Here is a 21,574-nt window from a genome sequence, read left to right on the forward strand (position 1 = left end):
GTCAGACTAGGCCCTGGCGGCACCGCTGTCCTTGAACCGGTTTCAGGTTTTACGACGTCACGCGCAGCCGCCCAGGTAGTGGCATGCCGTGCAGCGCGTGCAGCCGTCCACCTTGTGCAGCGCGCGCGCCCCGCATTCCGGGCATTTGGCGCCGGTTGCCTCGGCCGTACCCGCGGGCGCCGCCGCGCCGGCGGGTACGGCGTGCACCGTGGCGCGCTGCGCGAGCAGCCGGTCCAGCCGCTCGGCGCTCACCTGGCCGCCGTATGGTTCCAGGAAGCCGCGCCGGATGAGCATCTGCTGCAGCATGAAGGCGATCGCCGCCACTTCCGAATCGTGGTACATCGGCACCTGTACACCGTCCGCCCGCGTCAGGTGGCCGCAGCGCACGGGACCTTTTTCCCACACGACGGCGCGCATGTCCGCCAGCGCCTTCGCGATCGAGCCGCCGGCGCGGGCGGCCAGCGACAGCAGGCGCATCGTCGACGTGATCCACTGGTGGCCTTCGCTGCGCTGGTTCGCGGGCATGAAGAATTCGAACGGCCGCTCGATCGCCAGGTCGCGCCCGCCCAGCCGCCCTTCGACGCGCATGAAGCTGATCGTCAGGTAGACCGTCTTCTTGCCTTCCTGCGTCGTGTATTCGACTTTCGACGTGACGGACTCCAGTTCGCCCGGCGGCCGGCTTTCGAAGCGCCGGCACAGCGGATCCACGTCGCCCGGTTCCGCCGGCGCGGCGGCGGCCGGCGGCGGCGCGATGCTCAGGACGCTGCCGGTGACGTCGTTCGGCCGGTACGTCGCCAGCCCCTTGAGGCCCGCGCGCCACGCTTCCGTGTACAAGTCGCGGAAGTCGTCGAACGGGTAGTCGGCCGGGACGTTGACCGTCTTCGAGATGGCGCTGTCGACGTACGGCTGCACGGCCGCCATCATGCGCAAGTGGTCCTGCGCGCTCATCTCCAGCGCCGTGACGAATTGCGGGGGCAGCGCCGAGTCGTCGGACACGTCGTTGCCCAGGTGGCGGTACAGGCGCCAGGCGTGGTCGGCCACCTCGTACACGCGCATGCTGTCGTCCGGCATGCGTTTCTTGCGCTGGTAGACCCAGGAAAACGCGGGTTCGATGCCGTTCGACGCGTTGTCGGCGAACGCCAGCGCGATGGTGCCGGTCGGCGCGATCGACAGCAGGTGCGAGTTGCGGATGCCGTGGCGGGCGATGCGCTCGCGCAGGTCGTCCGGCAGGCGCTGCGCGAACGCGCCGTCCAGGTATTGCTCGGGGTCGAACAGGGGGAACGGCCCCTTTTCGCGGGCCAGTTCCACCGACGCGCCGTACGCGGCGTCGCGCAGTTCGCGCGCCACCTCGGCCGCGAAGGCGCGTCCGTCGTCGGCGTCGTAGCGCAGCCCCAGCATGACGAGCGCGCTGCCCAGGCCGAGGAAGCCGAGGCCGACGCGGCGCTTGTTGCGGCCTTCCTCCGCCTGCTGCGGCAGGGGCCACTCGGTGGCGTCCAGCGCCAGGTCGAGCATGCGCACGGCGACGGCCGCCACTTCGCGCAGGGTGTCGAAGTCGAAGCGCGCCTGCGCCGTGAAGGGCTGGCGCACGAAGCGGGTGAGGTTCAGCGAGCCGAGATCGCAGCAGCCGTAGGGCGGCAACGGCTGTTCGCCGCACGGATTGGTGGCGGACAGGGTCTCGGCGTAGTACAGATTGTTCTCGCCGTTGATGCGGTCGAGGAACAGCACGCCCGGCTCCGCGTGGTCGTAGGTCGAGCGGATCACGCGGTCCCACAGGTCGCGCGCCCGCACCGTGCGGTACACCCAGCGGCCGTCCGGACGCAGGCGGATGGGTTCCGCCGGCTCGGCGGCGTGCGTGAGCTCGAACTCGCCGTCGTCCAGCACGGCGCGCATGAAGGCGTCGGTGACGCCGACGGACAGGTTGAAATTGCTGAACGCGCCGCCGTCCTTGGCGGCGATGAAGGTCTCGATGTCGGGATGGTCGATGCGCAGCACGCCCATCTGGGCGCCGCGCCGCGCGCCGGCCGATTCGACGGTGCGGCACGACGCGTCGAACACCGCCATGTACGACACCGGACCGGACGCGCGCGACTGCGTGCCTTTCACGAGGCTGCCGGCGGGGCGGATCGCGGAAAAGTCGTAGCCGACGCCGCCGCCGCGGCGCATCGTCTCCGCGCTTTCCGCGATGGCGTCGTAGATGCCGGGCGTGCCGGCGGCGCGGCCGCTGATGGCGTCGCCGACGGGCTGCACGAAGCAGTTCATCAAGGTGGCCTTGAGGCCGACGCCGGCGGCCGAGTTGATGCGGCCGGCCGGCACGAAGCCGTGGTCCTGGGCCCACAGGAACAGCTGTTCCATCTCCAGGCGCAGCGGCTCGGCTTCGTGGGCGGCGAGCGCGCGCGCCACGCGCGCGCGCACCTGCGCGACCGTCGTCTCGTCGCCCTTGGCGTATTTTTCGCGCAGTACATCGGCCGACACGTCCTGCGTCGGCATGGCGTTGGCAAACAGGGAATCGCTGGCGTTCATTTCGTCCTCGGGGATAGTCGGACGCCCACTATCCCCGGAACACGCCGCGCGCGCCTTAAACTGGTTGAAGCAAAACGCGTTCGGCGGCCAGCGCCTCCACGTCCCACGCCACCTCGTTCGTGATGCCCGCCGCCTCGAACTGGTCGAACTGGGCGTGGTAGCGTTTGCGCACGCCGTGGTCGGCCAGCTGCCAGTGCAGGTCCGCCTTCACGCCGTGGCGCGCGAGGCAGCTGCGGGCGCATTCGAGCGGACAGCCGTCGATGACGACCACGGGGCGGCCGGACTTGGCAAGCTTGACGAGCGAGGGCACGTCGCCCCCCACGCCGGCGATGCACGACATTTCGGCGACGTCGCGCCGGTCCAGCTCGAGCGCGATGTGGTTGGCCATCTGTGCCGCGCTCGAACAGCCGGAACAGGAATACACGAGGGGGAATGCGTTTCGGTCCTTGCCCATGACGGGCCTCCTTTCAACAGGCGCCGCGGCCGGCGTCGCGGCGGCGCGGTCGCAGCAGTGAGAACAGCGCGGAGGGCGCCAGGCGCTGCGGGTCGAGCAGCGCGCCGTCGATGGCGTCCAGCGTATTCTTGATGAGCAGCCCCAGTTCGGTGTCGCCTTCCATGACGAGGCGGCGGCTGAAGAACAGGGTGTCGGGGTCTTCCTGGCGCGTGGCCAGCAATCGCAGGTCGTGCAGCGTCGCGGCGATCACGAGTTCCGGCGCGCCCGCACCGTGCACGGGCGCGAACCCGCGGCCGCGCCAGGCGACGTCGAACGAGACGCCGGCGTCGAGCACGGACAGGCGCACGCGCCGGCCTTCCAGCGCGCGGCGCGCGTCCGCGTCCAGGTGCGCGGGCAGCACGGCGTTCAGGGCCGTCGTGAACAGCCAGGCGCCGGGCCGGCGCGGCAAGCGCGACAGAATGTGCCGGACCGGGGGCGGCAGCAGGCGGGTGGCGGTGCGCGGCGTCATGCGGCCTCCATGGCCGGGACGGCGGTGACGTCTTCCAGGCCCGGCCGGCCGTGCCAGAAGCCGTTGCACGGTGCGCCCGGCATCAGGTCGGCCATGCGCGCGCGCACGTCGCCGGCGGGCAGGGTGCCGGCCAGCACCGCGCGGACGATGCCGACGATCTCCGCCATGCCCGCCGATTGCGGGCTCAGACGGACGACGTCGACGCCCAGCGCGCCCATGGCGGGCAGCGCGTCGACGAGGTTGTAGACCTTGGCCGACTGGGTCTGGATGCCGTTCAGGACGAGGAACGGCCGGCCTTCCTGCGTCTTCAGCACCAGGCCGTCGGGATGTTCCAGGCAGCTGAAGCGGCAATCGTCCTTGGGCAGGTTGTGGCGGCGCGCCGTGAAGCAGCGCGCGGAAAAGGCGAGCGGCAGGCGGCCGTAGGCGAAGACTTCGGTCGCGAGGCCGGCCGGGCGTTCGGCGGTCATGGCCGCGAGGCCGGCGGCGGACATCTCGAGCGGCGCGACCCAGCGCGTGGCGCCGGCCCGCGCGAGGATCGCGAGCGTCGCCGCGTTGTAGACGTTCAGGTGCGGTCCGGCGACGAACGGGCGGCCGTCGACGTGGTGGACGGCGCCCATGTCGTTGGCTTCGACGAGCCAGCGGTCGTTGCCGGCGATGCGGCGCAGCACGTTCAGGTCCGAGCCGGACTCGATCAGCACCTGGGTCGACAGCACGACTTCCTTGCCGGCTTCGGCCAGCCGGTCGGCCAGCGCGAGCCAGTCGGACAGGCGCAGCTCGTGGCGGCGCGAGCACACGGTCTCGCCGAGGTAGACGATGTCGACGGGCGCGGCGGCCATCGCCTCGTAGAACGCGAGCACGGTGGCGCGCGGCCAGTAGTATTGCAGGGGGCCGAGGGCGATCTTCATGGCGGTCTTTCGTTGCGGGTTCATTTCCAGGGACGGTGGTAGGCGCCGAGCGTGTGCTGGCAGCCCTCGGCCACGTTGTCGAGCGCCGCCATCCAGTCGCGCCGGACGGCGTAGCGCTGGTCTTCGGCCAGGCAGGCGTCGATGGCGGCGCGCCACACCCGCGTCACCTGGGCGACGTAGGCTGGACTGCGCTGGCGGCCCTCGATCTTGATGGCGCGCGCGCCGGCTTGCGCCAGCTTGGGCAGGATCTCGAGCGTGTTCAGGCTCGCCGGTTCCTCAATCGCGTAATACGTTTCGCCGTCCACGTCGAAGCGGCCCTTGCACAGGGTGGGGTAGCCGGCCTGCTCGCCGTCGGCGTAGCGGTCGATGAGGACGTCGTACAGGCGCGCTTCCAGGGCGCGCGGCGTGCGCTGCCAGCGCACCGCCTTCGCCGGCGAGCACACGCCATGTGTATTGGGTGACTCGCCGGTGGCGTACGACGACAGCTGGCAGCGGCCCTCGGCCATCACGCACAGGCTGCCGAAGCCGAACACCTCGATCTCGACGGGTGTGTTGGCGATCACCTGTTCGACCTGGGCCAGCGACAGCACCCGCGGCAGCACGGCGCGCGCGATGCCGAAGTGGCGGTGGTAGAAGGCGATGGCGTCGATGTTGGTGGCCGAACCCTGTACCGACAGGTGCAGCCGCATCTGCGGGTGCACCCGCGCCGCATATTCCATCAGGCCGGGGTCGGCGAGGATGACGGCGTCGATGCCGTGCGTCGCGGCGCGGTCCAGCGCGCGCTGCCACAGGTCGCCGGCCCCGGGTTGCGGGTAGGTGTTCAGCGCGAGGAAGACCTGGCGGCCGCGCGCGTGGGCGTAGCGGATGCCTTCGGCGATGGCGTCTTCGGAGAAATTCAGGCCGGCGAAGTTGCGGGCGTTGGTGGCGTCGCGAAAGCCCAGGTAGACGCAGTCGGCGCCGTGGTCGACGGCCGCCTTGAGGGCCGGCAGGCTGCCGGCGGGACAAACGAGGTCGAGGGAGTGGGAGGTCATGGGAAGCGTGTGAGCGGTAACCCGATGAGGTTAGCGGCGGTGCGTGCGCGCCGCCTTAAACCGGTTCAAGCAAATCGCATGACGTCGCCTTGCGCGTCGAACGCGAGAAAGCGCTCGACCGCGCCGCGGTGCACGGCGTCGACCATCGTCCGCAAGGCCCGTTCGATGCCGGCCGGCTGCGGCGCGGCGCCATGTTCGCCCGCCAGCGCCGCGACGAACACCATGTCCCACGGCTGGCCCGTCGCGCGCGACTCCTGCGCGAGCGCGGCGAAGCCGGTGAGGTCGTCCGGCCCCTTGTCGACGCACATCACGGGCGCCAGCGCGCCGCCGCGGCCGTCGCGGAAGCGCTGCGCCTGGCCGGGCGTGTGCGTTTGCGGCAGTTCGGCCACGGCGAACACGAACAGCAGGCGCTGCGGCTCGGGCCGGGCGCGGGCGGCGGCGAGGAAATCGGCAAAATCGGCGAGTTGCATGGGGTGTCCAGAGCGGAAAGGAAGATGAGATCATTGTAGGAGCCCATTGCGCGCGCGGCAGTCGGCACGATGGAGGACCGCGCCTAGTCATTCCGGAGGATGCCGCGGGCGGCCCAACGTTGCGACAATGGTGGTATCCCGACATTTCGTCACTGGAGCGAGCGTGCCCACCATCGACCCCTGCGCCTTCCTGCGCCGCCTGCCGTTGTTTTCCGACCTCGGCGAGGACGAGTTGCGCGCCGTCGGCGCGGCGGCCACCGAACGCCACGTCGACCGCGGCCGCACCGTGATCCGGCGCGGCGACCCGTGCCTGGGCTTCCATTCGATCCTGTACGGCCAGGTCAAGCTGGCGTTCGTGTCGCCCCAGGGCCAGGAGAAAGTCATCGAGATCCTCGGGCCGGGCAAGAGCTTCGGCGAGGCCGTCATGTTCATGGACAAGCCGTACTTCGTGACGGCGACGGCGCTGGAGGACTGCCTGCTGCTGCACGTCGCCAAGGACGCCATCTTCGCCGAGCTGGAACGCAGTCCCGCATTCGCCCGCCGTATGCTGGCCGGGATGAGCCGGCGCCTGCATGGCCTCGTGGCGGACGTGGAGGCGTACACCCTGCACACGGGCGGCCAGCGCGTCGTCGACTACCTGCTCAAGGAGGCGCCCCCGTCCGGCGCGACGGTGCGGCTCGGGGTCAGCAAACGCCTCGTCGCGTCGCGCCTGAACATCACCCCCGAATATTTTTCGCGCGTGCTGCACGATCTCGTCCGGCGTGAACTCGTCCGGGTGGACGGCCGCGAGATCGAGATCCTCGACGCGGCCGCCCTGCGCGCCTACGAGGGCTGACGGCGCAGCCACGCCCTGTGGCGCAGCACGGGCGCGGCCAGGTCGAGCCCGAGGCGCAGGCAGGCCGCCGCGAGCAGCACGCCGGCGCTTGGCGCCAGCGGTGCGTACCAGCAGGCGCCCAGCGCCGCCGCGACGCCCGCCCCATGCCAGCGGCATTGCGCGCGCAGGCGCTGCGGGCCCGCCAGTTCCGTCATTTTCGGCACCCGCGCATGCGCCGGCGCGCGTTCGCGCAGGTGGTGCCACAGGAGGAAGGGCACGATCCGGTACAGCATGCCGTTCACGGCCGACATGGCGAAGCCCACCAGGAAGCACACGCCCAGTGCCGCGGCGCGCGCGTCGGACGCATCGCCCGGCCACGCGAACAGCCAGGCCGCGGCCACCGACGATGCGAGGGCCAGCAGCCAGTAGCCCGTGCCGGTCGCCGACCGCGTGCGTGCGCGCCGCAACAGCAGGGAGGCGGCCAGGGCCGCCCAGATCGTGAGCACGGCGGCGCCGGCCAGCGCGAACGCGGTGCGCCAGCCGGCGTCCAGCCAGCGGCCCGCGAGCCAGCCGGCCAGCGCGAGCAGCAGCAGGGCCACGCCGCGGCGCTCGCCGGCGGCGGGAAACGGATCGGTCGCCTGGAACATCGGGATCACCTGGAACGACACGGCCATCACGAGCGCGGCCACCCAGCCGGCCAGGCCCAGCGCCGCATGGCTGTCGACGAGGCGCAGGACCGGGACGGCCGGGCCGCCCGCGCGCCACGACGCCAGCGCCAGCCCGGCGCCGGCGCAGCCCAGCAGCGCGACGACGGCGCCGCGCATGCCGCCGGCGATGTGGGCGACGGCCGGCGCGGCGCGCCTGCCGCGCTGCCACAGCGTGGGCAGCAGGCAGGCGAGCAGCAGGGCGAACGCGCCCGCGAGCAGCACGACGGCCGCCGCGAACAGCGGCCCGAGGCCGGTCAGGAAGGCGGTGGCCAGCAGCGCCGCGCCGGCGCCGAGCAGCGGACAGCTCCAGACGGAAGCGAGTCCCGCCGCCCGCAGCGGCAGGCCGGCCACCGCCGGCAGCATCTGCAGCAGCGCGCCCGCCATCGTCATCGTGAGGAACCCCAGCGTGACGAGGTGGACGGCGGCGAGCAGAGGCGGGTTCCAGCGCGACGCGAACACGGCGCCGCCGTGCCAGGCCGCGAGCAGGCCCGCCGCCACGCCGAACCACGGCGCGGCGAGCAGGAACACGAGCGGCACCGCGGGCGGAGGCGCGCGGCCGTGGTCGAGGGCGCGCCGCATCAGGCGTTGCGCGCGATGGTCACGAGGCAGCCGTCGTCGCGCCAGGTGCTGCGCCAGCGGTAGCCGTCGTGCGCGAGGATGCCGTACAGCGGATGGGGCTCGCGCGCCAGCAGCACGCACAGTTCGGCGCCGTCGGCCAGGCCGTCGAGCGCGTCGAGTATCCGCTCCAGCGGTTGCGGGGCGGGCAGGTCGCGCAGGTCGAGTATGGTATTCATGATTGTGCGAGGAGGCTGGACAGCGGGATGCCGTCCAGCGACTCAAGGAAACGGGCCGTCGCGCGGCACAGCGCGCCCTTCAGCGCGCAGGCCGGCGCCAGCGGACAGGCGCGCGCGCGGCCGTCCAGGCAGGCGACGACGTGGAAATCGGGCTCGGTACGGCGCACCACGTCGCCCACCGAGATGTCGGCGGGCGCGCGGGCGAGGCGGATGCCGCCGCTGCGCCCGCGCACGGTCTCGACGAAGCCCGCGTGTCCGAGTTGGTTGACGATCTTCGTCAGGTGGTGGTGCGAGATGCCGTGCAGGGCGGCCACTTCGCCGGTGGTGGCGAGGCGGCCCCCGTTGGCGCCCAGGTACAACAGCACGCGCAGGGCGTAATCGGTGTGTTCGGTCAGACGCATGATCGCTCCCGCGCGCGTGTTCTCAAGCCTTGGTGGACGTGCGGACCGCCCGGGCGGCGGGCCGGCCGGCGATCTCGATCGGCGCCTCGACCGGACGGGCCGGCCGGCGCATCAAGCGCACCACGAACAGGGCGAGGAACAAGGTGCCCAGCGCGAACACGACATCGCCCGGCACGCGCAGCCACACCATGTTTTCCATGAACGCCGAGTGGATCACTTCCGGCGAGCGGGCGTACCACATGCCTTTCGAGATGCTGGCGGCGGCCTGGTAGATGCCGGCCGGGACGAGGGCCATGAACACCATCATCGCCAGGCCGATGTTCAGCAGCCAGAACATGGGCTTGAGCAGGGCGTCGGACCAGGCCAGGCGGTCGGTCAGGCCGCGCAGGCAGAACAGCATCAGGCCCACGCCCAGCATGCCGTACACGCCGAACAGGGCGGCGTGGCCGTGGGCGGCCGTCATGTTCAGGCCCTGCATGTAGTACAGCGCGATCGGAGTGTTGATCGAGAAGCCCAGCAGGCCGGCGCCGACCACGTTCCAGAAGCCCACGGCGATGAAGCACAGGATCGACCAGCGGTAGCTCGCCACCCACGGCGCGGCCTTCGAGCGGTGGTAGTTGCGGTATGCCTCCATGCCGATCATCGACAGCGGCACCACTTCCAGCGCCGAGAACATGGCGCCGATCGCGATCACGGACGTCGGCGTGCCGGTGAAGTACAGGTGGTGCAGGGTGCCCAGGATGCCGCCGAACAGGAACACGATGGTCTCGAGCACGATGGCGGTGTTGGCGCTGGCGGCGCGGATCAGGCCCAGGCGGGTGAACAGCAGGGCGATGACGGCCGTGGCGAACACTTCGAAGAAGCCTTCGACCCACAGGTGCACCAGCCACCACCTCCAGTATTCGATGATCGCGTAGTGAGTGTGCTGGTCCCAGGTCAGCGAGGTGGCGTAGAAGCCGCCGATGCAGACGGCCGACAGGAACACCATGGCGATCAGGCCGCGGCTCTCGGACGGTTTGCGCAGCGCGGGCCAGAGGCCGCGACCCAGCAGGAAGGCCCAGAACAGCAGGCCGACGAACAGCAGGTATTGCCAGATGCGGCCCATGCTGGTGAATTCGAGGCCCTGGTTGCCGAGCCAGAAGCTGAAGTCGACGCCGCGGTGCTGCAGGGTGCCGAGCCAGCCGCAGGCGGTCGAGCCGGCGACGATGAACAGCAGCGCGTAGAACAGCACGTGCACGCCGAGCGCCTGGAATTTCGGTTCGTGGCCGGAGATGGCGGGCGCGATGTACAGGCCCGTGGCCAGCCACGCGGTGGCGATCCACAGCACGGCGAACTGGGTGTGGACGGTGCGGCTGATGGTGTACGGCAGGATGTTGGCGAGCGGGATGCCGAAGAAGCTGGTGCCTTCGACCGAGTAGTGGGCCGTGATGACGCCCATGCCCACCTGGGCCAGGATCAGCGCGACGACGACGGCGAAGTACTTGCGCGTGGCCTTCATCGACGGCGTGGGTTTCAGCTTGAACAGCGGGTCGTCCTTCGGCGGTGTCGGGTCGCCTTCCTCGGGCTGGGCCGAGTGGAACAGGATCATGCCGGCGATGGCGCCGATCATGCCGATGATGCTGGCGATCGACCAGATGCCGGTGCCGGCCGTGGGGGTGTTGCCGACGAGGGGCTCGTGCGGCCAGTTGCTCGTGTACGACAGGCCCGCTTGGCCCGGACGGTCGGTGGCGGCGGCCCAGGCCGACCAGAAGAAGAACCCGGTCAGTGCAAGGCGGTCGTCGCCGTTGGGCAGGGCGCCCGGTGTCATGGCGTACTGGCCGCGCAGCTTGTCGAGCTTCGGATCGTTGCCGAACAGCCCGGCATAGTGCGCCGCCACGGCCTGGACGGCCGCGCTGCGTTCGGCGCCGAGCGTCAGCGTATCGGTGCCGGCGTCGTACGTGTTGCGGCGCAGGGTTTCCTTGACGAGGGCGTCGATGGCGCCGCGCTTGCCGGCGTCGAGCGCGGCGTACGGCTGGCCGTCGTCGCGCCGGGCCAGTTGGTCCTGCAGCGCGAGGGCTTCGCGGTGCAGCCAGTCGGCCGACCAGTCGGGGGCGACGTAGCTGCCGTGGCCCCAGACGGTGCCCAGTTGCTGGCCGCCGGCGGACAGCCAGGCCTGCTGCCCCCGCTTGAGCTGGTCGCCCGTGTAGAGGACGTGGCCCTGGTTGTCGACGATGCGTGCGGGGATGGGTGGCGCCTTCAGGTAGATCTCCTTGCCCACCAACAGCAGTGTGGCAAAGGAGAGTACACAGATGACCGCCAGCCAAGTCCATAGTTTGCGTGTTGCGTGCATGGCTTGTTTTCCTTTTCTGGTAGTTGAGCGGCGGCGCAGTGGGTCGCGAAACCGTGCGCTTGTTCGCATTGTGCGAGGATTTCGGCTATTAGTTGCATATGAAATGCAGCTTTATTTGAAATCCTTGACCCAGTTTAGGAAAGGTCGCGCAAAGGCGATATCGGCAGCGTGGGCTAGGCGCAGGCTAGTCACTTTGGCCGATTGCCGGGCACGGGGTGGCCGCTTAATATGCGACTGAAATACCACTTTAAAGGAGGCCAGCATGGCACTCATGTCCATCGAAGAAGCCCGTCCCGCGCCGGGGCAGGGGCGCGGCGCGCCCCTGTTCTCGCTCGGGTTCCGTCCGTTCTACCTGCTGGCCGCGGCGTTCGCCGCGCTGGCCGTGCCGCTGTGGATCGCGGCGCAGGCGGGACTGGGGCTGCCGGCGCGCATCGACATGCTGTGGCATATGCATGAAATGGTGTTCGGGTTCGCGCTGGCCGTCGTCGTCGGCTTCCTGTACACGGCCGGCTATAACTGGACCAAGCTGTGGACGCCGCGCGGCCCGGCGCTCGCCGCGATCGCCGGCGTCTGGCTGGCGGGCAGGGTGGCCATGCTGGCCGCGCCGCCCGTCGTCGCGGCGCTCGTCGACGCCGCGTTCCTGCCGGTCGCCGCGTACCCGCTGTATAGCGTGTTCAAGCGCGCCGGCAACCGGCGCAACATGTTCCTCGTCGGCCTGCTCGGCCTGCTCACGCTGGCCAACCTGTGCTTTCACGCGGCCGCGCTGGGCTACATCTCGCTCGACCCGCTGCGGCCCGTGCACTTCGCGATCCTGCTCGTCGTCGTGATCGAAACCGTGATCGGCGGCCGCGTGATCCCGATGTTTACCCGCAATGGCGCGCCCGGCACGCAGCCCGTGCAGAACGAGCGCCGCGACAAGTGGGCGCTGGCGCTGACCGTGCTGGCCGGCCTGGCCTGGGCGGCCGGCCTGCCGGCGCCGCTGACGGCCAGCCTCGCGCTGTTCGCGGCCGTGGGCCAGGCCGTGCGCCTGATCGGCTGGCAGCCGTGGCGCACGTGGCGCAACCCGCTGCTGTGGATCCTGCACGTGTCGTACGCGTGGATCCCGTTCGGCTTCCTTCTGCTGGCGCTGGCGCAGTACGGCGTCGTCTCCGGCAGCGCCGCGCTGCACGTGCTGACGGTCGGCGCGCTGGCCGGCCTCGTCATGGGCATGATCACCCGCACGGCGCTGGGCCACACGGGCCGTCCGCTCAAGGCGGGACGCGCCGAATGCTGGATGTTCGCGCTCGTGCAGGCGGCCGTCGTGCTGCGCTTTTGCGCCGCCGTGCTGCCGGCGTGGCGTACGGCCGGCCTGGCGCTTGCCACCGTGTGCTGGAGCGCCGCCTTCCTCACCTACCTGGCCGTCTACGTGCCCTATCTGTCGGCCGCGCGCGCCGACGGCCGCGAAGGATAAACCGCCATGCATCCCACCATCGAATTCGATCCCGACCTCATCGCCCGCATGAGCCGCAACGGGCCCCGTTACACGTCGTACCCGACGGCCGACCGTTTCACGCCGTCGTTCGGCGCGGCCGACTTCGCGGCCGCCGCGCGGCCGGGCAAGCCGTTGTCGCTGTACGTGCACATCCCGTTCTGCGAATCGCTGTGCTACTACTGCGCGTGCAACAAGATCATCACGCACGACCGGAGCAAGGCGGCCAGGTACCTGGGCTACCTGATGCGCGAGATCGACATGCAGGCGCGCCTGTTCGCGGACGGCGCCGTCGTCGAGCAGCTGCACTTCGGCGGCGGCACCCCGACCTATCTCGACGACGCGCAGATGGGCGACCTGCTGGGCATGCTGCGCAGCCGCTTCGCGTTCGCGCCGGACGACGTGGGCGAGTATTCGATCGAGATCGATCCGCGCACCGTCGACGCAGAGCGCATCCGCACGCTGCGGCGCCAGGGCTTCAACCGCCTGTCGCTCGGCGTGCAGGACTTCGACGAGGACGTGCAGCGCGCCGTCAACCGCATCCAGCCGGAAGCGCTGACGGTCGACGCGATCGCCGCCGCGCGCGCCGCCGGCTTCCGCTCCATCAGCATCGACCTGATCTACGGCCTGCCGCTGCAGAACACGGCCACGATGGCGGCCACGCTCGACAAGGTCGTCGCCGCGGCGCCGGACCGCATCTCCGTCTACAACTACGCGCACATGCCGCAGCTGTTCAAGTCGCAGAAGCTGATTCGCGACGCCGACCTGCCGGACGCCGCGACCAAGCTCGCCATGCTGGGCCTGTGCATCGAACGCCTGGGCGCGGCCGGCTACGTCTACATCGGCATGGACCATTTCGCGAAGCCGGACGACGAACTGGCCCGCGCCCAGCGCGACGGCACGCTGCACCGCAACTTCCAGGGCTATTCGACGCACGCGGACATCGACATGGTGGCGTGCGGCGTGTCGGCCATCAGCGCCGTCAACGGGACCTATGCGCAGAACGAGAAGTCGCTCGAACCGTATTACACGCGCATCGACTGCGGCGAGCTGCCGATCGCACGCGGCCTCGCGCTGTCCGCCGACGACCTGAGGCGGCGCGAGATCATCCAGCGCCTGATGTGCGACTTCGCGCTCGACCTGTCCACGCTGGGGGACCGCTTCGCGCCCGAGCTGGCCCGCCTGGCGGAGATGGAACGGGACGGGTTGCTCACGCTGACGCCGGAGCGCCTGGAAGTCGGCCCGAAAGGGCGCCTCCTGATCCGCAACATCTGCATGGTGTTCGACGACTACGTGGGCAAGCCGGCCGAGGTGCCGCTGCAGCGGCTGCGCTATTCGCGGACCGTGTGACGCGGACCGCGCGTCACGCCGGCGCCGGCGCGGGCGCGGACGCGACGGGCGCCAGCCGGCGCAGGCGCAGCCCGATCCACAGGGCGGCGCCGAGGAAGGCGCCCAGCAGCGCCACGACGCCGCCCCAGCCGCCGTGCGCCCACAACACCCCGCACAGCCAGCCGACGAGGCTGGAGCCGAGGTAGTAGAAACACAAGTACAGCGCCGACGCCAGCGCCTGCTGCGTGCGGGCGCGCCGGCCCACCCAGCTGCTGGCGATCGAATGCGAGGCGAAGAAGCCGAACGTGAAGACGGCCATGCCGGCCACGATGACGGCGAGGTTGTGCGCGAGCGTCAGCAGCAGGCCCGCCAGCATCGTGCCCATGACGGTCCACAGCACGTGGCGGCGGCCCAGCCGGTCGGCGCGGCGGCCGGCCCACACCGAGCTGAAGATCCCCAGCAGGTAGAGCAGGGAAATGCCGCCGACGACGCTCTGGCGCAGCCCGAACGGCGCGCCGAGCAGGCGGAAGCCGATGAAGTTGTAGGCGCTGACGAAGCAGCCCATCAGCAGGAACGATAGGGCGAACAGCCAGGGCAGGCCGGCGTCGCCGAAGTGGCGCCGCAGGCCGTGCAACGTGGCCGCCATGCCGCCCGAGGACGGCCGGAAGTTGCGCGACGGCGGCAGGCTGCGCCAGAATTCCCACGCCCCCAAGAGGCCCGCGACACCCATCGCGCCCAGCGCCGCCCGCCAGGACAGGAAATCGGACAGGATGGCCGCCAGCAGGCGTCCGACCATGCCACCGAATGCGTTGCCGCTGATGTAGAGGCCCATCGACACGCCGAGCGACGCCGGCTCGATCTCTTCGCCGAGATAGGCCATCGCCACGGCCGGCATGCCGCCCAGCGCGAAGCCCAGCAGCGTGCGCGCCGCCAGCAGCTCGGCATAGTCGCGCGCGCACGCCGCCAGCACCGTCATGACGGCGGCGACGACGAGCGCCACGACCATCATGGTCTTGCGGCCCAGCCGGTCAGACAGCACGGACGAGACCAGCAGCGAGACGGCCAGCGCGCCCGTCGCGAGCGACAGCGACAGGCTGCTCTGGGCCGGGCTCAAGGCGAAATCGCGGGCCAGCAGGGGCATTAGCGGCTGCACGCAGTACAGCAGGGCGAAGCAGGAAAAGCCGCCGAAGAACAGCGCGCGGTTGGTGCGGCGATGGGCGGGAACGGACGAGGTGCGGCGGAACATGGCGAATCCGGGATGAACGACGTCCCATCCTAGGATTGCCGGAACTGACTGTCCAATATATATTTGTGGCGTTACTTATCGCTTAAACAGATAACATGGAACTCAGGCACCTGCGTTACTTCGTGGCCGTCGCGGAAGAGCTGAGTTTCACGCGCGCGGCCGCGCGGCTGCACATCGGCCAGCCGCCGCTGAGCCAGCAGATCCAGGCGCTGGAACACGAGATCGGCGCCCGGCTGTTCGAACGCAACAAGCGGCGCGTCCTGCTGACGGAAGCGGGCCGGCTGTTCCTGGCGGACGCGCGGCGCATGCTGGCGCTGTCCGAACAGGCCAAGGAGACGGCGCGCCGGGCCCACCTGGGCGAGGCGGGCGAGCTGCGCGTGGGGTTCACGTTCTCGACGCCGTTCACGCCGCTGTTCGCCCAGGTCGTGCGGCGCTACCGCCAGCAGTATCCCGGCGTGCTGCTGACCTTCCACGAAATCGCGACGAAGCCGCAACTGGCGAAGATCGAGGCGCGCGAGCTGGACGTGGGCTTCGTGCGGCCGGGGCCCATGCCGCTGCCGGACACGGTTGCGGTGACCCTGCTGCGCCACGATCCGCTGCGGCTCGTGCTGCCGGCGGACAGTCCGCTCGCGCGCAAGAAGACCATCGCCGTGAAGGATCTGGCGGGCCAGGCGTTCGTCGTGTTCCCGAAGGGCGCGGGCACCGGCATCTACCATCAGATCTTCGACATGTGCCGCGCCGCCGGCTTCGCGCCGGACATCGCGATGGAGGCCGGCGAGCCGTCCACCATCATCGGCCTCGTCGGCGCGGGCTGCGGCATCTCCGTGCTGCCCAGCTCCTTCGAAGGGATCCACATGGAAGGCGTCGTGTATCGTCCGCTGGCCGATCCGGCGGCCACGACGTCGATGCTGCTCGCGCGCCATGCGGACGGCGGCGGCCCGCTGGTCGACGCGTTCGTCGCCATCGCGCAGGCGGCGTCTCAGTCCGCGTAGCTGATCCGGTCGCGTCCCTCGTTCTTCGACCGGTACAGCGCCGCGTCGGCGCGGCCGACCAGGCCGGCCGTGTCACGCGCCGCGCCGGGCGCGAAGCTCACGACCCCGAAGCTGGCGGTGACGGCCAGCGTCTTCCCGTCCCCGATGTCGACCGGTTCGGCCCGCACGATCTCGCGCAACGCGTCGATCCGGCCCGAGTCGGCCGGCAGCTTCAGGCCGGGCAGGACCATGATGAATTCCTCGCCGCCGTAGCGTCCGACCGCGTCGTAGGGCCGCACGGCCGACCTGAGGCGGCGCGCCACCTCGACGAGCACCGCGTCGCCGGCCAGGTGGCCGTGCGTGTCGTTGACGCGCTTGAAGAAGTCCAGGTCCAGCAGCACGAGCACCAGGCCGTCGCCGGAGCGTTCGCACTTCCCGATCTCGCGCTCGATGATCTCCATCGTCGCGCCGCGGTTCCAGCAGCCGGTCAGCGCATCCTTCAATGCCCGGATGCGCATCTCCTCGCGCGATTGTTCCAGCTCGCGCGTCCGGTCCCGCACCAGCGCCGCCAGCTTCGCTTCGCGCCGCCTGGAGGCCCGCAGGCGGAAGCGGTGGAACGCGAAGAACGCCGCCAGCGTGGCGGCGGCGCACGCCCCGTAGAACGGGTCGCTGCGCCACCAGGGCGGCGTGATCGAGAAGGCCAGTTCGGCCGGCGCCGATTGTTCCCCGGTCTCGTTGTCGACGGCGATGAGCTGGAACCGGTAGTCGCCGCCCGGCAGGGCCGGGTAGCGCACTTCCGGCTGCAGCGTCTCGTTCCACCCATCGTCGACGCCGAGCAGGCGGAAGCGGTAGTGGAATCCCTGGCGGTCTTCGTATTGCAGGTTGGCGAGGCGGAATACCAGCGGGTCCGGCGTCCACGGCAAGGCCGCGGCGCCCGCGGACACGGCGCGGCCGCCGCGCAGCGCCGCCTCGATCACCGGCTTGCGGACGGCGCGTTCGAACAGGCGGTCGGGATGCAGGACGTGCGACAGGCCGTTGCTGGTGATGAGCCACATCGAGCCGTCGCGGTCCTCGTAGGCGCCGCGCCCGTTCGCATCGTTCCAGACCAGGCCGTGGGTCTGGCTCACCAGGCGCCAGCGGCTGCCATTCCATACGGCGACGCCCACGTCCAGGCCCGCCCAGATCCAGCCGCGGGTGTCCACATAGATGGTCTGGACGGCGCGGTTGCGCAGCACCGGCGCATCGATGCGTTCGGCCACGGGGACGCCGCGGACATGCAGCCGCCACAAGCCCTCGTACGTGCTCGCCAGCAGCGTGCCGTCGCGCGCGCAAGCCAGGGCCTGGATCTCGCGGTCCCGCAATGCCGCGCCGAACGGCAAGGCTTCCCAGGTCTTGCCGTCGAAGTGCAGCAGGTTTGTCAGGCTCGCGAACCACAGTTGATCGTCCCGGTCCGCACAGCCATCGACCACCTGATCTTCCGCCCGCCTCCAGGCGGCGGGCACGCGCGCCGTCTCCGGTTGTGCGCCGGCGGGCGCCGTGTCGGGCAGGACGCGCACGCCCCTCGCGGTCGCCATCCAGATGCGCCCGCGGTCGGCCAGGATCTGGCGGATCAGCGGCTGCCGCGCGATCAACGTCGCCTGTCCTTGCTCCCGGGCGCGGCGCAGCAGCAGGCCGGAATACGTGCCGGCCCAGAGACGGTCGTGCGCGTCGACGACCATGCTCACCCACTGGTGGCCGTCGAAGGACGCCGGCCCGGCGTCGGCGTGGAACCGGCGCTCTCCCGGCGCCTGCCAGGCATGGCCGGCGCGGGTGCCGACGTGCAGGATCCCGTGGCGGTCGCGCAGTACGGAGATGACGACGTCGTCGGGCAGGCCCTGGGCCGACGTCCAGTTCTCCCAGTTGCCGTAACCGAGCCAATGCACCAGGCCCTGGCCCATGGTTCCGAGCCAGATGCCGTGTTCGCTGTCCCGCAGGATGGCGGTGACGCCGCCGCCGGGCCGCAGGCCCTGCTCGTTGCCGAACGATTCCCACGTTCCCCCTTGCCAGCGCGCGACGCCCGCATCGGTATTGGTGAGCACCCGGCCGTCCGCGTCCACGAGCAATTCGGTGCGCAGCACGTGCTTGCGGACCGGGCCCGGCGTGCGTTCCTCGAAACGGTGCGCGCCCGCCGGCATGGCGAACACGCGCGTCCTGCTGCGGATCCACAGCGTGCCCGCGGCGTCGCGGACGATGCTGGTCCAGGTATCCGGCGGCAGGCCGGCGTCGTGCCCGAGGACGGCGACACGGCCGCGGTCCACGTTGCACAGCGAGCGCTTGCAGGCCATCCACAGGCTGCCGTCGGCGTCGGCATGGATGCTGCCGATGTGTGCAAGCTCCGGCCGGTCACGCATCTGCGCGGCGCTGAAGTAACTGCGGACGCGGGTGGCGGCGCCCCGGCGCGCGATCGCCAGCAGGCGGCCTTCCGTGACGAGGAGCACGTCCCGGTCCGCCGACTCGGCGTTGACCTGGCCCGGCCAGACCGCGATCGGCTTGCCCTCGTACAGGATCGGCGTCAGGCGCCCGCCATCGATGCGGTAGAAATTCTCGCGCGTGCCGACCCACATGCCCGCGTCGCGGCTGCCGAACACCGCCGTGACGTCGGGGTCCGCCAGGCCCTGTGCCGCGCCGAAGCGGCGGAATGCGGCGCCGTTGAAACGGAACAGACCGTTTTCCGTGCCGGCCCAGAGGTAGCCCGCGGCGTCCTGCGCCAGCGCCGTGACGGCCAGGTTGCCCAGGCCTTCGTCCTGGCCGAAGTGCTTCAGTGATAACTGTTGGGCCGACGCTTGCGTTACCAAACAGGCAAGGACAAGCGCCGAAAGACGATGAGCCGGCGTAGGATTCATGTGGGAAGATCGAAATGGCGTTCCTTTTTATTATTGCACAATGGAAACCATAATTGCTCGTCTTATATGCTGCGGTGCAGCGCAACCAACTATCGTATGTTTTCAATTTATAGAATACAATTGCGTCACTGTATTCCAAGTCTTTGCAAAAGGATCGTCATGCCCAGCACCACCCCAGCGCAGGCCGGCAGCCTGCTGCTCATGTCGCGCGAGGACAACTGCCTCATCGCCCGCGTCGACCTCAAGGCCGGCGCCGTCGTCGCCATCGACGGCCGCACCGTGACCCTGCCCGGGGACGTGCGCCTCGGCCACAAGGTCGCGCGCCGCGACCTGGCGCCCGGCGACAAGGTGCTGCGCTACGGCGCGATCATCGGCACGGCCACGGTGCCCATCGCCATCGGCGCGCACATCCACACGCACAACCTGGAAAGCGACTACATTCCGACCTACACGCTGGAGCAGGACGGCCACCATTTCATCGGAAGCAAAGCACCATGACCACCTCCACCGAATTCGCCCTGACGGGTTATCCGCGCGCGGACGGGCGCAAGGGTATCCGCAACGTCGTCGTCGTCGCCTACCTCGTCGAGTGCGCGCACCACGTGGCGCGCCTGATCGTCAATGCGTTTCCCGGCCAGCCGGTGCACCTGATCGGCTTCCCGGGCTGTTATCCGAACGAATACGCCGACACCATCATGCGCCGCGTGCTGACCCACCCGAACGTGGGCGCGGCGCTGCTCGTGTCGCTCGGCTGCGAGAGCTTCGACAAGAACGGCGTGGCGCAGGCGGTCGCGGACAGCGGGCGCCCCGTGCACACGGTCACGATCCAGGACGTGGGCGGCACGCGCGCCGGCGTGAAGGGCGGCGTGGAATGGGTGCAGTGGGCCGTCGAGGACCTGGCGCGCCAGGAGCGCGTGCCGATGCGGATGGACGAACTGGTCGTCGCCACGATCTGCGGCGGCTCCGACAGCACGAGCGGCATCACGGCCAATCCCGCCGTCGGCGCCGCGTTCGACCAGCTGATCGGGGCGGGCAGCGCCTGCATCTTCGAGGAGACGGGTGAGCTGGTCGGCTGCGAATTCCACATGAAGCGCCGCGCCGTCACGCCGGAACTGGGCGACGAGATCGTCAGGACGGTCGAGAAGGCGTCGCGCTACTACACGATCATGGGCCACGGCAGCTTCGCGCCCGGCAATGCGGACGGCGGCCTGACCACGCTGGAAGAGAAATCGCTGGGCGCCTACGCCAAGAGCGGCGCGTCGCCCATCGTCGGCATCCTGAAACCGGGCGACGTGCCGCCCACGGGCGGCCTGTACCTGCTGGACGTGGTGCCGGACGGCGAGCCGCGCTTCGGCTTTCCGAACATCTCGGACAACGCCGAGATCGTGGAGCTGATCGCATGCGGCGCGCACGTCACGCTGTTCACGACGGGACGCGGTTCGGTGGTGGGGTCGGCGATTTCGCCCGTCATCAAGGTGTGCGCGAACCCGGCCACGTACGAGCGCCTGGCCGACGACATGGATGTCAACGCGGGCCGCATCCTGACGGGCCACGCCGGCATCGAGGACGTCGGCCGCGAGATCGTGGAGCTGATCGCCGGCGTCGCGAACGGCGCGTGCACGAAATCGGAAGACCTGGGCCACCAGGAATTCATCCTCACTTATAAACAGTTCGAGCCGATCGGGCCGGGCTGCCTGCCGTTGAAGGCGGCCTGACATGGACGTCACGCAAACGCGGCAACTGCCGGGCGGCGCGCTCGCCGTCACGACCCTGGGCCTGGGCTGCGCGCAGCTGGGCGGCCTGTACGATCCGATGACCGAGTCCGACGCGCTGGCGCTCGTCGACGCCGCCTGGGATCTCGGCATTCGTTATTTCGACACCGCGCCGTACTACGGCTTCACCCTGTCCGAGCACCGCCTGGGCGCCGCGCTGCGCGCGCGGCCGCGCGACGCCTACGTGATCAGCACCAAGGTCGGCCGCCTGATGCGGCCCGACCCCGGCGTGCGGCCGGGCGAGTGCGGCTGGGCGGCGCCGCTGCCGTTCCGCCCGCACTACGACTACACGTACGACGCCATCCTGCGCTCGCACGAGGACAGCCTGCAGCGCCTCGGCATGGACCGCGTCGACATCCTGTACGTGCACGACATCGGCCGCGTCACCCACGGCGCCTTGCACGCGCATTACTGGCAACAGCTGACCGAGGGAGGCGGCTTCAAGGCGCTCATGCGGCTGCGCGACGAGGGCGCGATCAAGGCGTTCGGCCTCGGCGTCAACGAGTGGGAAGTGGTGGCCGACGCGCTGGACGTGTGCGCGCTCGACTGCGTGCTGCTGGCCGGCCGCTACACCTTGCTGGAACAGGCGTCGCTCGCGCCCCTGATGGACCGCTGCGCGCGCGCCGGCACGGCCATCGTCATCGGCGGCCCGTTCAACTCGGGCATCCTGGCCGGCACGAACAAATTCAATTACGAGGACGCGCCCGCCGACGTGGTCGCGCGCGTGCGCGCCATCGACGCGGTCTGCCGCGAATTCGGCGTGCCGCTGCAGGCGGCCGCGCTGCAGTTCCCGGTGGCGCATCCGGCCGTGGTGTCGTGCATCCCCGGCGCCCAGAATATCGACCAGCTGCGCCGCAACGCGCAGTGGTCCGCCCAGCCGCTGCCGGCCGCGCTGTGGGCGGCGCTCCGTGACGCCGGCCTGCTCGACCCCGCCGCGCCCGTCCCGGCGGCATGATCTTTCAATGTAACCGTA

The 21,574-nt window shown here is 70.3% G+C and carries 19 protein-coding genes; 7 read left to right on the forward strand and 12 right to left on the reverse strand.

Going from position 1 to position 21,574, the window contains the following annotated elements; translation table 11 throughout:
* Window positions 1-57 precede the first annotated feature (57 nt).
* The 6 genes from ISF28_RS09940 to ISF28_RS09965 form a co-directional block, all read right to left on the reverse strand.
* The gene (locus tag ISF28_RS09940; protein ID WP_198117021.1) at window positions 58-2,520 is read right to left on the reverse strand and encodes an adenosylcobalamin-dependent ribonucleoside-diphosphate reductase; all 2,463 of its coding nucleotides are present in this window, start codon (window positions 2,518-2,520) and stop codon (window positions 58-60) included.
* A 55-nt stretch (window positions 2,521-2,575) separates the two neighbouring features.
* Complete coding sequence (locus ISF28_RS09945) at window positions 2,576-2,974, reverse strand: putative zinc-binding protein (protein ID WP_198117022.1); 399 nt, start codon at window positions 2,972-2,974, stop codon at window positions 2,576-2,578.
* A 13-nt stretch (window positions 2,975-2,987) separates the two neighbouring features.
* Entirely contained in the window at window positions 2,988-3,482 is a 495-nt protein-coding gene (gene ubiT / locus ISF28_RS09950) for a ubiquinone anaerobic biosynthesis accessory factor UbiT (protein ID WP_198117023.1), read from the reverse strand.
* Window positions 3,479-4,387 carry a ubiquinone anaerobic biosynthesis protein UbiV gene (gene ubiV, locus ISF28_RS09955; protein WP_198117024.1) on the reverse strand — a complete coding sequence of 303 codons (909 nt, stop codon included), beginning with the start codon at window positions 4,385-4,387 and terminating at the stop codon, window positions 3,479-3,481. Before ubiV ends, ubiT begins: the two co-directional genes overlap by 4 nt.
* Window positions 4,388-4,407: 20 nt before the next feature.
* Window positions 4,408-5,418: a ubiquinone anaerobic biosynthesis protein UbiU gene (gene ubiU / locus ISF28_RS09960; RefSeq protein WP_198117025.1), complete on the reverse strand. Its 1,011-nt coding sequence runs from the start codon at window positions 5,416-5,418 to the stop codon at window positions 4,408-4,410.
* A 65-nt stretch (window positions 5,419-5,483) separates the two neighbouring features.
* The gene (locus ISF28_RS09965; protein ID WP_198117026.1) at window positions 5,484-5,888 is read right to left on the reverse strand and encodes a ribonucleotide reductase subunit alpha; all 405 of its coding nucleotides are present in this window, start codon (window positions 5,886-5,888) and stop codon (window positions 5,484-5,486) included.
* A 127-nt stretch (window positions 5,889-6,015) separates the two neighbouring features.
* Between ISF28_RS09965 and ISF28_RS09970 the strand changes: the two genes are divergently transcribed.
* Window positions 6,016-6,723 carry a Crp/Fnr family transcriptional regulator gene (locus ISF28_RS09970; RefSeq protein WP_198117027.1) on the forward strand — a complete coding sequence of 236 codons (708 nt, stop codon included), beginning with the start codon at window positions 6,016-6,018 and terminating at the stop codon, window positions 6,721-6,723.
* Here ISF28_RS09970 and ISF28_RS09975 read toward each other — a convergent pair.
* The 4 genes from ISF28_RS09975 to ISF28_RS09990 are packed head-to-tail and all read right to left on the reverse strand — an operon-like array spanning window position 6,711 to window position 10,933.
* Complete coding sequence (locus tag ISF28_RS09975) at window positions 6,711-7,988, reverse strand: hypothetical protein (RefSeq protein WP_198117028.1); 1,278 nt, start codon at window positions 7,986-7,988, stop codon at window positions 6,711-6,713. The genes ISF28_RS09970 and ISF28_RS09975 overlap by 13 nt on opposite strands.
* On the reverse strand, window positions 7,988-8,203 hold the full coding sequence (locus ISF28_RS09980; RefSeq protein ID WP_198117029.1) for a DUF2249 domain-containing protein: 216 nt from the start codon (window positions 8,201-8,203) through the stop codon (window positions 7,988-7,990). Before ISF28_RS09980 ends, ISF28_RS09975 begins: the two co-directional genes overlap by 1 nt.
* Window positions 8,200-8,604, reverse strand: a complete 405-nt coding sequence (locus tag ISF28_RS09985) for an RrF2 family transcriptional regulator (protein WP_198117030.1) — start codon at window positions 8,602-8,604, stop codon at window positions 8,200-8,202. Before ISF28_RS09985 ends, ISF28_RS09980 begins: the two co-directional genes overlap by 4 nt.
* Window positions 8,605-8,626: 22 nt before the next feature.
* A complete protein-coding gene (locus ISF28_RS09990; protein ID WP_198117031.1) occupies window positions 8,627-10,933 on the reverse strand; it encodes a nitric-oxide reductase large subunit in 2,307 nt (768 codons plus the stop codon).
* 262 nt (window positions 10,934-11,195) lie between these two features.
* Here ISF28_RS09990 and ISF28_RS09995 point away from each other — a divergent pair, with 262 nt between their 5' ends.
* Complete coding sequence (locus ISF28_RS09995; protein ID WP_198117032.1) at window positions 11,196-12,383, forward strand: NnrS family protein; 1,188 nt, start codon at window positions 11,196-11,198, stop codon at window positions 12,381-12,383.
* Window positions 12,384-12,389: 6 nt separating this feature from the next.
* Window positions 12,390-13,751 carry an oxygen-independent coproporphyrinogen III oxidase gene (gene hemN, locus ISF28_RS10000; protein ID WP_198117033.1) on the forward strand — a complete coding sequence of 454 codons (1,362 nt, stop codon included), beginning with the start codon at window positions 12,390-12,392 and terminating at the stop codon, window positions 13,749-13,751.
* 13 nt (window positions 13,752-13,764) lie between these two features.
* Here the strand turns inward: hemN and ISF28_RS10005 are convergent, their stop codons facing one another.
* Window positions 13,765-14,976 carry an MFS transporter gene (locus tag ISF28_RS10005; RefSeq protein ID WP_198117034.1) on the reverse strand — a complete coding sequence of 404 codons (1,212 nt, stop codon included), beginning with the start codon at window positions 14,974-14,976 and terminating at the stop codon, window positions 13,765-13,767.
* A 95-nt stretch (window positions 14,977-15,071) separates the two neighbouring features.
* On the opposite strand from ISF28_RS10005, the gene ISF28_RS10010 reads away from it, so the two are divergent.
* Entirely contained in the window at window positions 15,072-15,968 is an 897-nt protein-coding gene (locus tag ISF28_RS10010) for a LysR substrate-binding domain-containing protein (protein ID WP_198117035.1), read from the forward strand.
* Here ISF28_RS10010 and ISF28_RS10015 read toward each other — a convergent pair.
* On the reverse strand, window positions 15,956-18,781 hold the full coding sequence (locus tag ISF28_RS10015; protein ID WP_198117036.1) for a ligand-binding sensor domain-containing diguanylate cyclase: 2,826 nt from the start codon (window positions 18,779-18,781) through the stop codon (window positions 15,956-15,958). The two genes, ISF28_RS10010 and ISF28_RS10015, sit on opposite strands and share 13 nt — an antisense overlap.
* Before the next feature lie 207 nt (window positions 18,782-18,988).
* Between ISF28_RS10015 and ISF28_RS10020 the strand changes: the two genes are divergently transcribed.
* The 3 genes from ISF28_RS10020 to ISF28_RS10030 are packed head-to-tail and all read left to right on the forward strand — an operon-like array spanning window position 18,989 to window position 21,556.
* Window positions 18,989-19,327, forward strand: coding sequence for a UxaA family hydrolase (locus ISF28_RS10020; RefSeq protein ID WP_198117037.1), 339 nt, complete (start codon window positions 18,989-18,991; stop codon window positions 19,325-19,327).
* Window positions 19,324-20,544, forward strand: a complete 1,221-nt coding sequence (locus tag ISF28_RS10025; protein WP_198117038.1) for a UxaA family hydrolase — start codon at window positions 19,324-19,326, stop codon at window positions 20,542-20,544. Before ISF28_RS10020 ends, ISF28_RS10025 begins: the two co-directional genes overlap by 4 nt.
* Window position 20,545: 1 nt before the next feature.
* Window positions 20,546-21,556, forward strand: a complete 1,011-nt coding sequence (locus ISF28_RS10030; RefSeq protein ID WP_198117039.1) for an aldo/keto reductase — start codon at window positions 20,546-20,548, stop codon at window positions 21,554-21,556.
* Window positions 21,557-21,574: the final 18 nt, after the last annotated feature.

The organism is Massilia rhizosphaerae (assembly GCF_016093545.1).
In the GTDB taxonomy this organism is placed as follows: Bacteria; Pseudomonadota; Gammaproteobacteria; order Burkholderiales; family Burkholderiaceae_D; genus Telluria; species Telluria rhizosphaerae.

What these genes read in the sequence shown, in the direction of transcription:
- ISF28_RS09940 (WP_198117021.1), bottom strand. Translation starts at nt 2,520, where the DNA reads ATGAACGCCAGCGATTCCCTGTTTGCCAACGCCATGCCGACGCAGGAC.
- ISF28_RS09945 (WP_198117022.1), bottom strand. Translation starts at nt 2,974, where the DNA reads ATGGGCAAGGACCGAAACGCATTCCCCCTCGTGTATTCCTGTTCCGGC.
- ubiT (WP_198117023.1), bottom strand. Translation starts at nt 3,482, where the DNA reads ATGACGCCGCGCACCGCCACCCGCCTGCTGCCGCCCCCGGTCCGGCAC.
- ubiV (WP_198117024.1), bottom strand. Translation starts at nt 4,387, where the DNA reads ATGAAGATCGCCCTCGGCCCCCTGCAATACTACTGGCCGCGCGCCACC.
- ubiU (WP_198117025.1), bottom strand. Translation starts at nt 5,418, where the DNA reads ATGACCTCCCACTCCCTCGACCTCGTTTGTCCCGCCGGCAGCCTGCCG.
- ISF28_RS09965 (WP_198117026.1), bottom strand. Translation starts at nt 5,888, where the DNA reads ATGCAACTCGCCGATTTTGCCGATTTCCTCGCCGCCGCCCGCGCCCGG.
- ISF28_RS09970 (WP_198117027.1), top strand. Translation starts at nt 6,016, where the DNA reads ATGGTGGTATCCCGACATTTCGTCACTGGAGCGAGCGTGCCCACCATC.
- ISF28_RS09975 (WP_198117028.1), bottom strand. Translation starts at nt 7,988, where the DNA reads ATGCGGCGCGCCCTCGACCACGGCCGCGCGCCTCCGCCCGCGGTGCCG.
- ISF28_RS09980 (WP_198117029.1), bottom strand. Translation starts at nt 8,203, where the DNA reads ATGAATACCATACTCGACCTGCGCGACCTGCCCGCCCCGCAACCGCTG.
- ISF28_RS09985 (WP_198117030.1), bottom strand. Translation starts at nt 8,604, where the DNA reads ATGCGTCTGACCGAACACACCGATTACGCCCTGCGCGTGCTGTTGTAC.
- ISF28_RS09990 (WP_198117031.1), bottom strand. Translation starts at nt 10,933, where the DNA reads ATGCACGCAACACGCAAACTATGGACTTGGCTGGCGGTCATCTGTGTA.
- ISF28_RS09995 (WP_198117032.1), top strand. Translation starts at nt 11,196, where the DNA reads ATGGCACTCATGTCCATCGAAGAAGCCCGTCCCGCGCCGGGGCAGGGG.
- hemN (WP_198117033.1), top strand. Translation starts at nt 12,390, where the DNA reads ATGCATCCCACCATCGAATTCGATCCCGACCTCATCGCCCGCATGAGC.
- ISF28_RS10005 (WP_198117034.1), bottom strand. Translation starts at nt 14,976, where the DNA reads ATGTTCCGCCGCACCTCGTCCGTTCCCGCCCATCGCCGCACCAACCGC.
- ISF28_RS10010 (WP_198117035.1), top strand. Translation starts at nt 15,072, where the DNA reads ATGGAACTCAGGCACCTGCGTTACTTCGTGGCCGTCGCGGAAGAGCTG.
- ISF28_RS10020 (WP_198117037.1), top strand. Translation starts at nt 18,989, where the DNA reads ATGCCCAGCACCACCCCAGCGCAGGCCGGCAGCCTGCTGCTCATGTCG.
- ISF28_RS10025 (WP_198117038.1), top strand. Translation starts at nt 19,324, where the DNA reads ATGACCACCTCCACCGAATTCGCCCTGACGGGTTATCCGCGCGCGGAC.
- ISF28_RS10030 (WP_198117039.1), top strand. Translation starts at nt 20,546, where the DNA reads ATGGACGTCACGCAAACGCGGCAACTGCCGGGCGGCGCGCTCGCCGTC.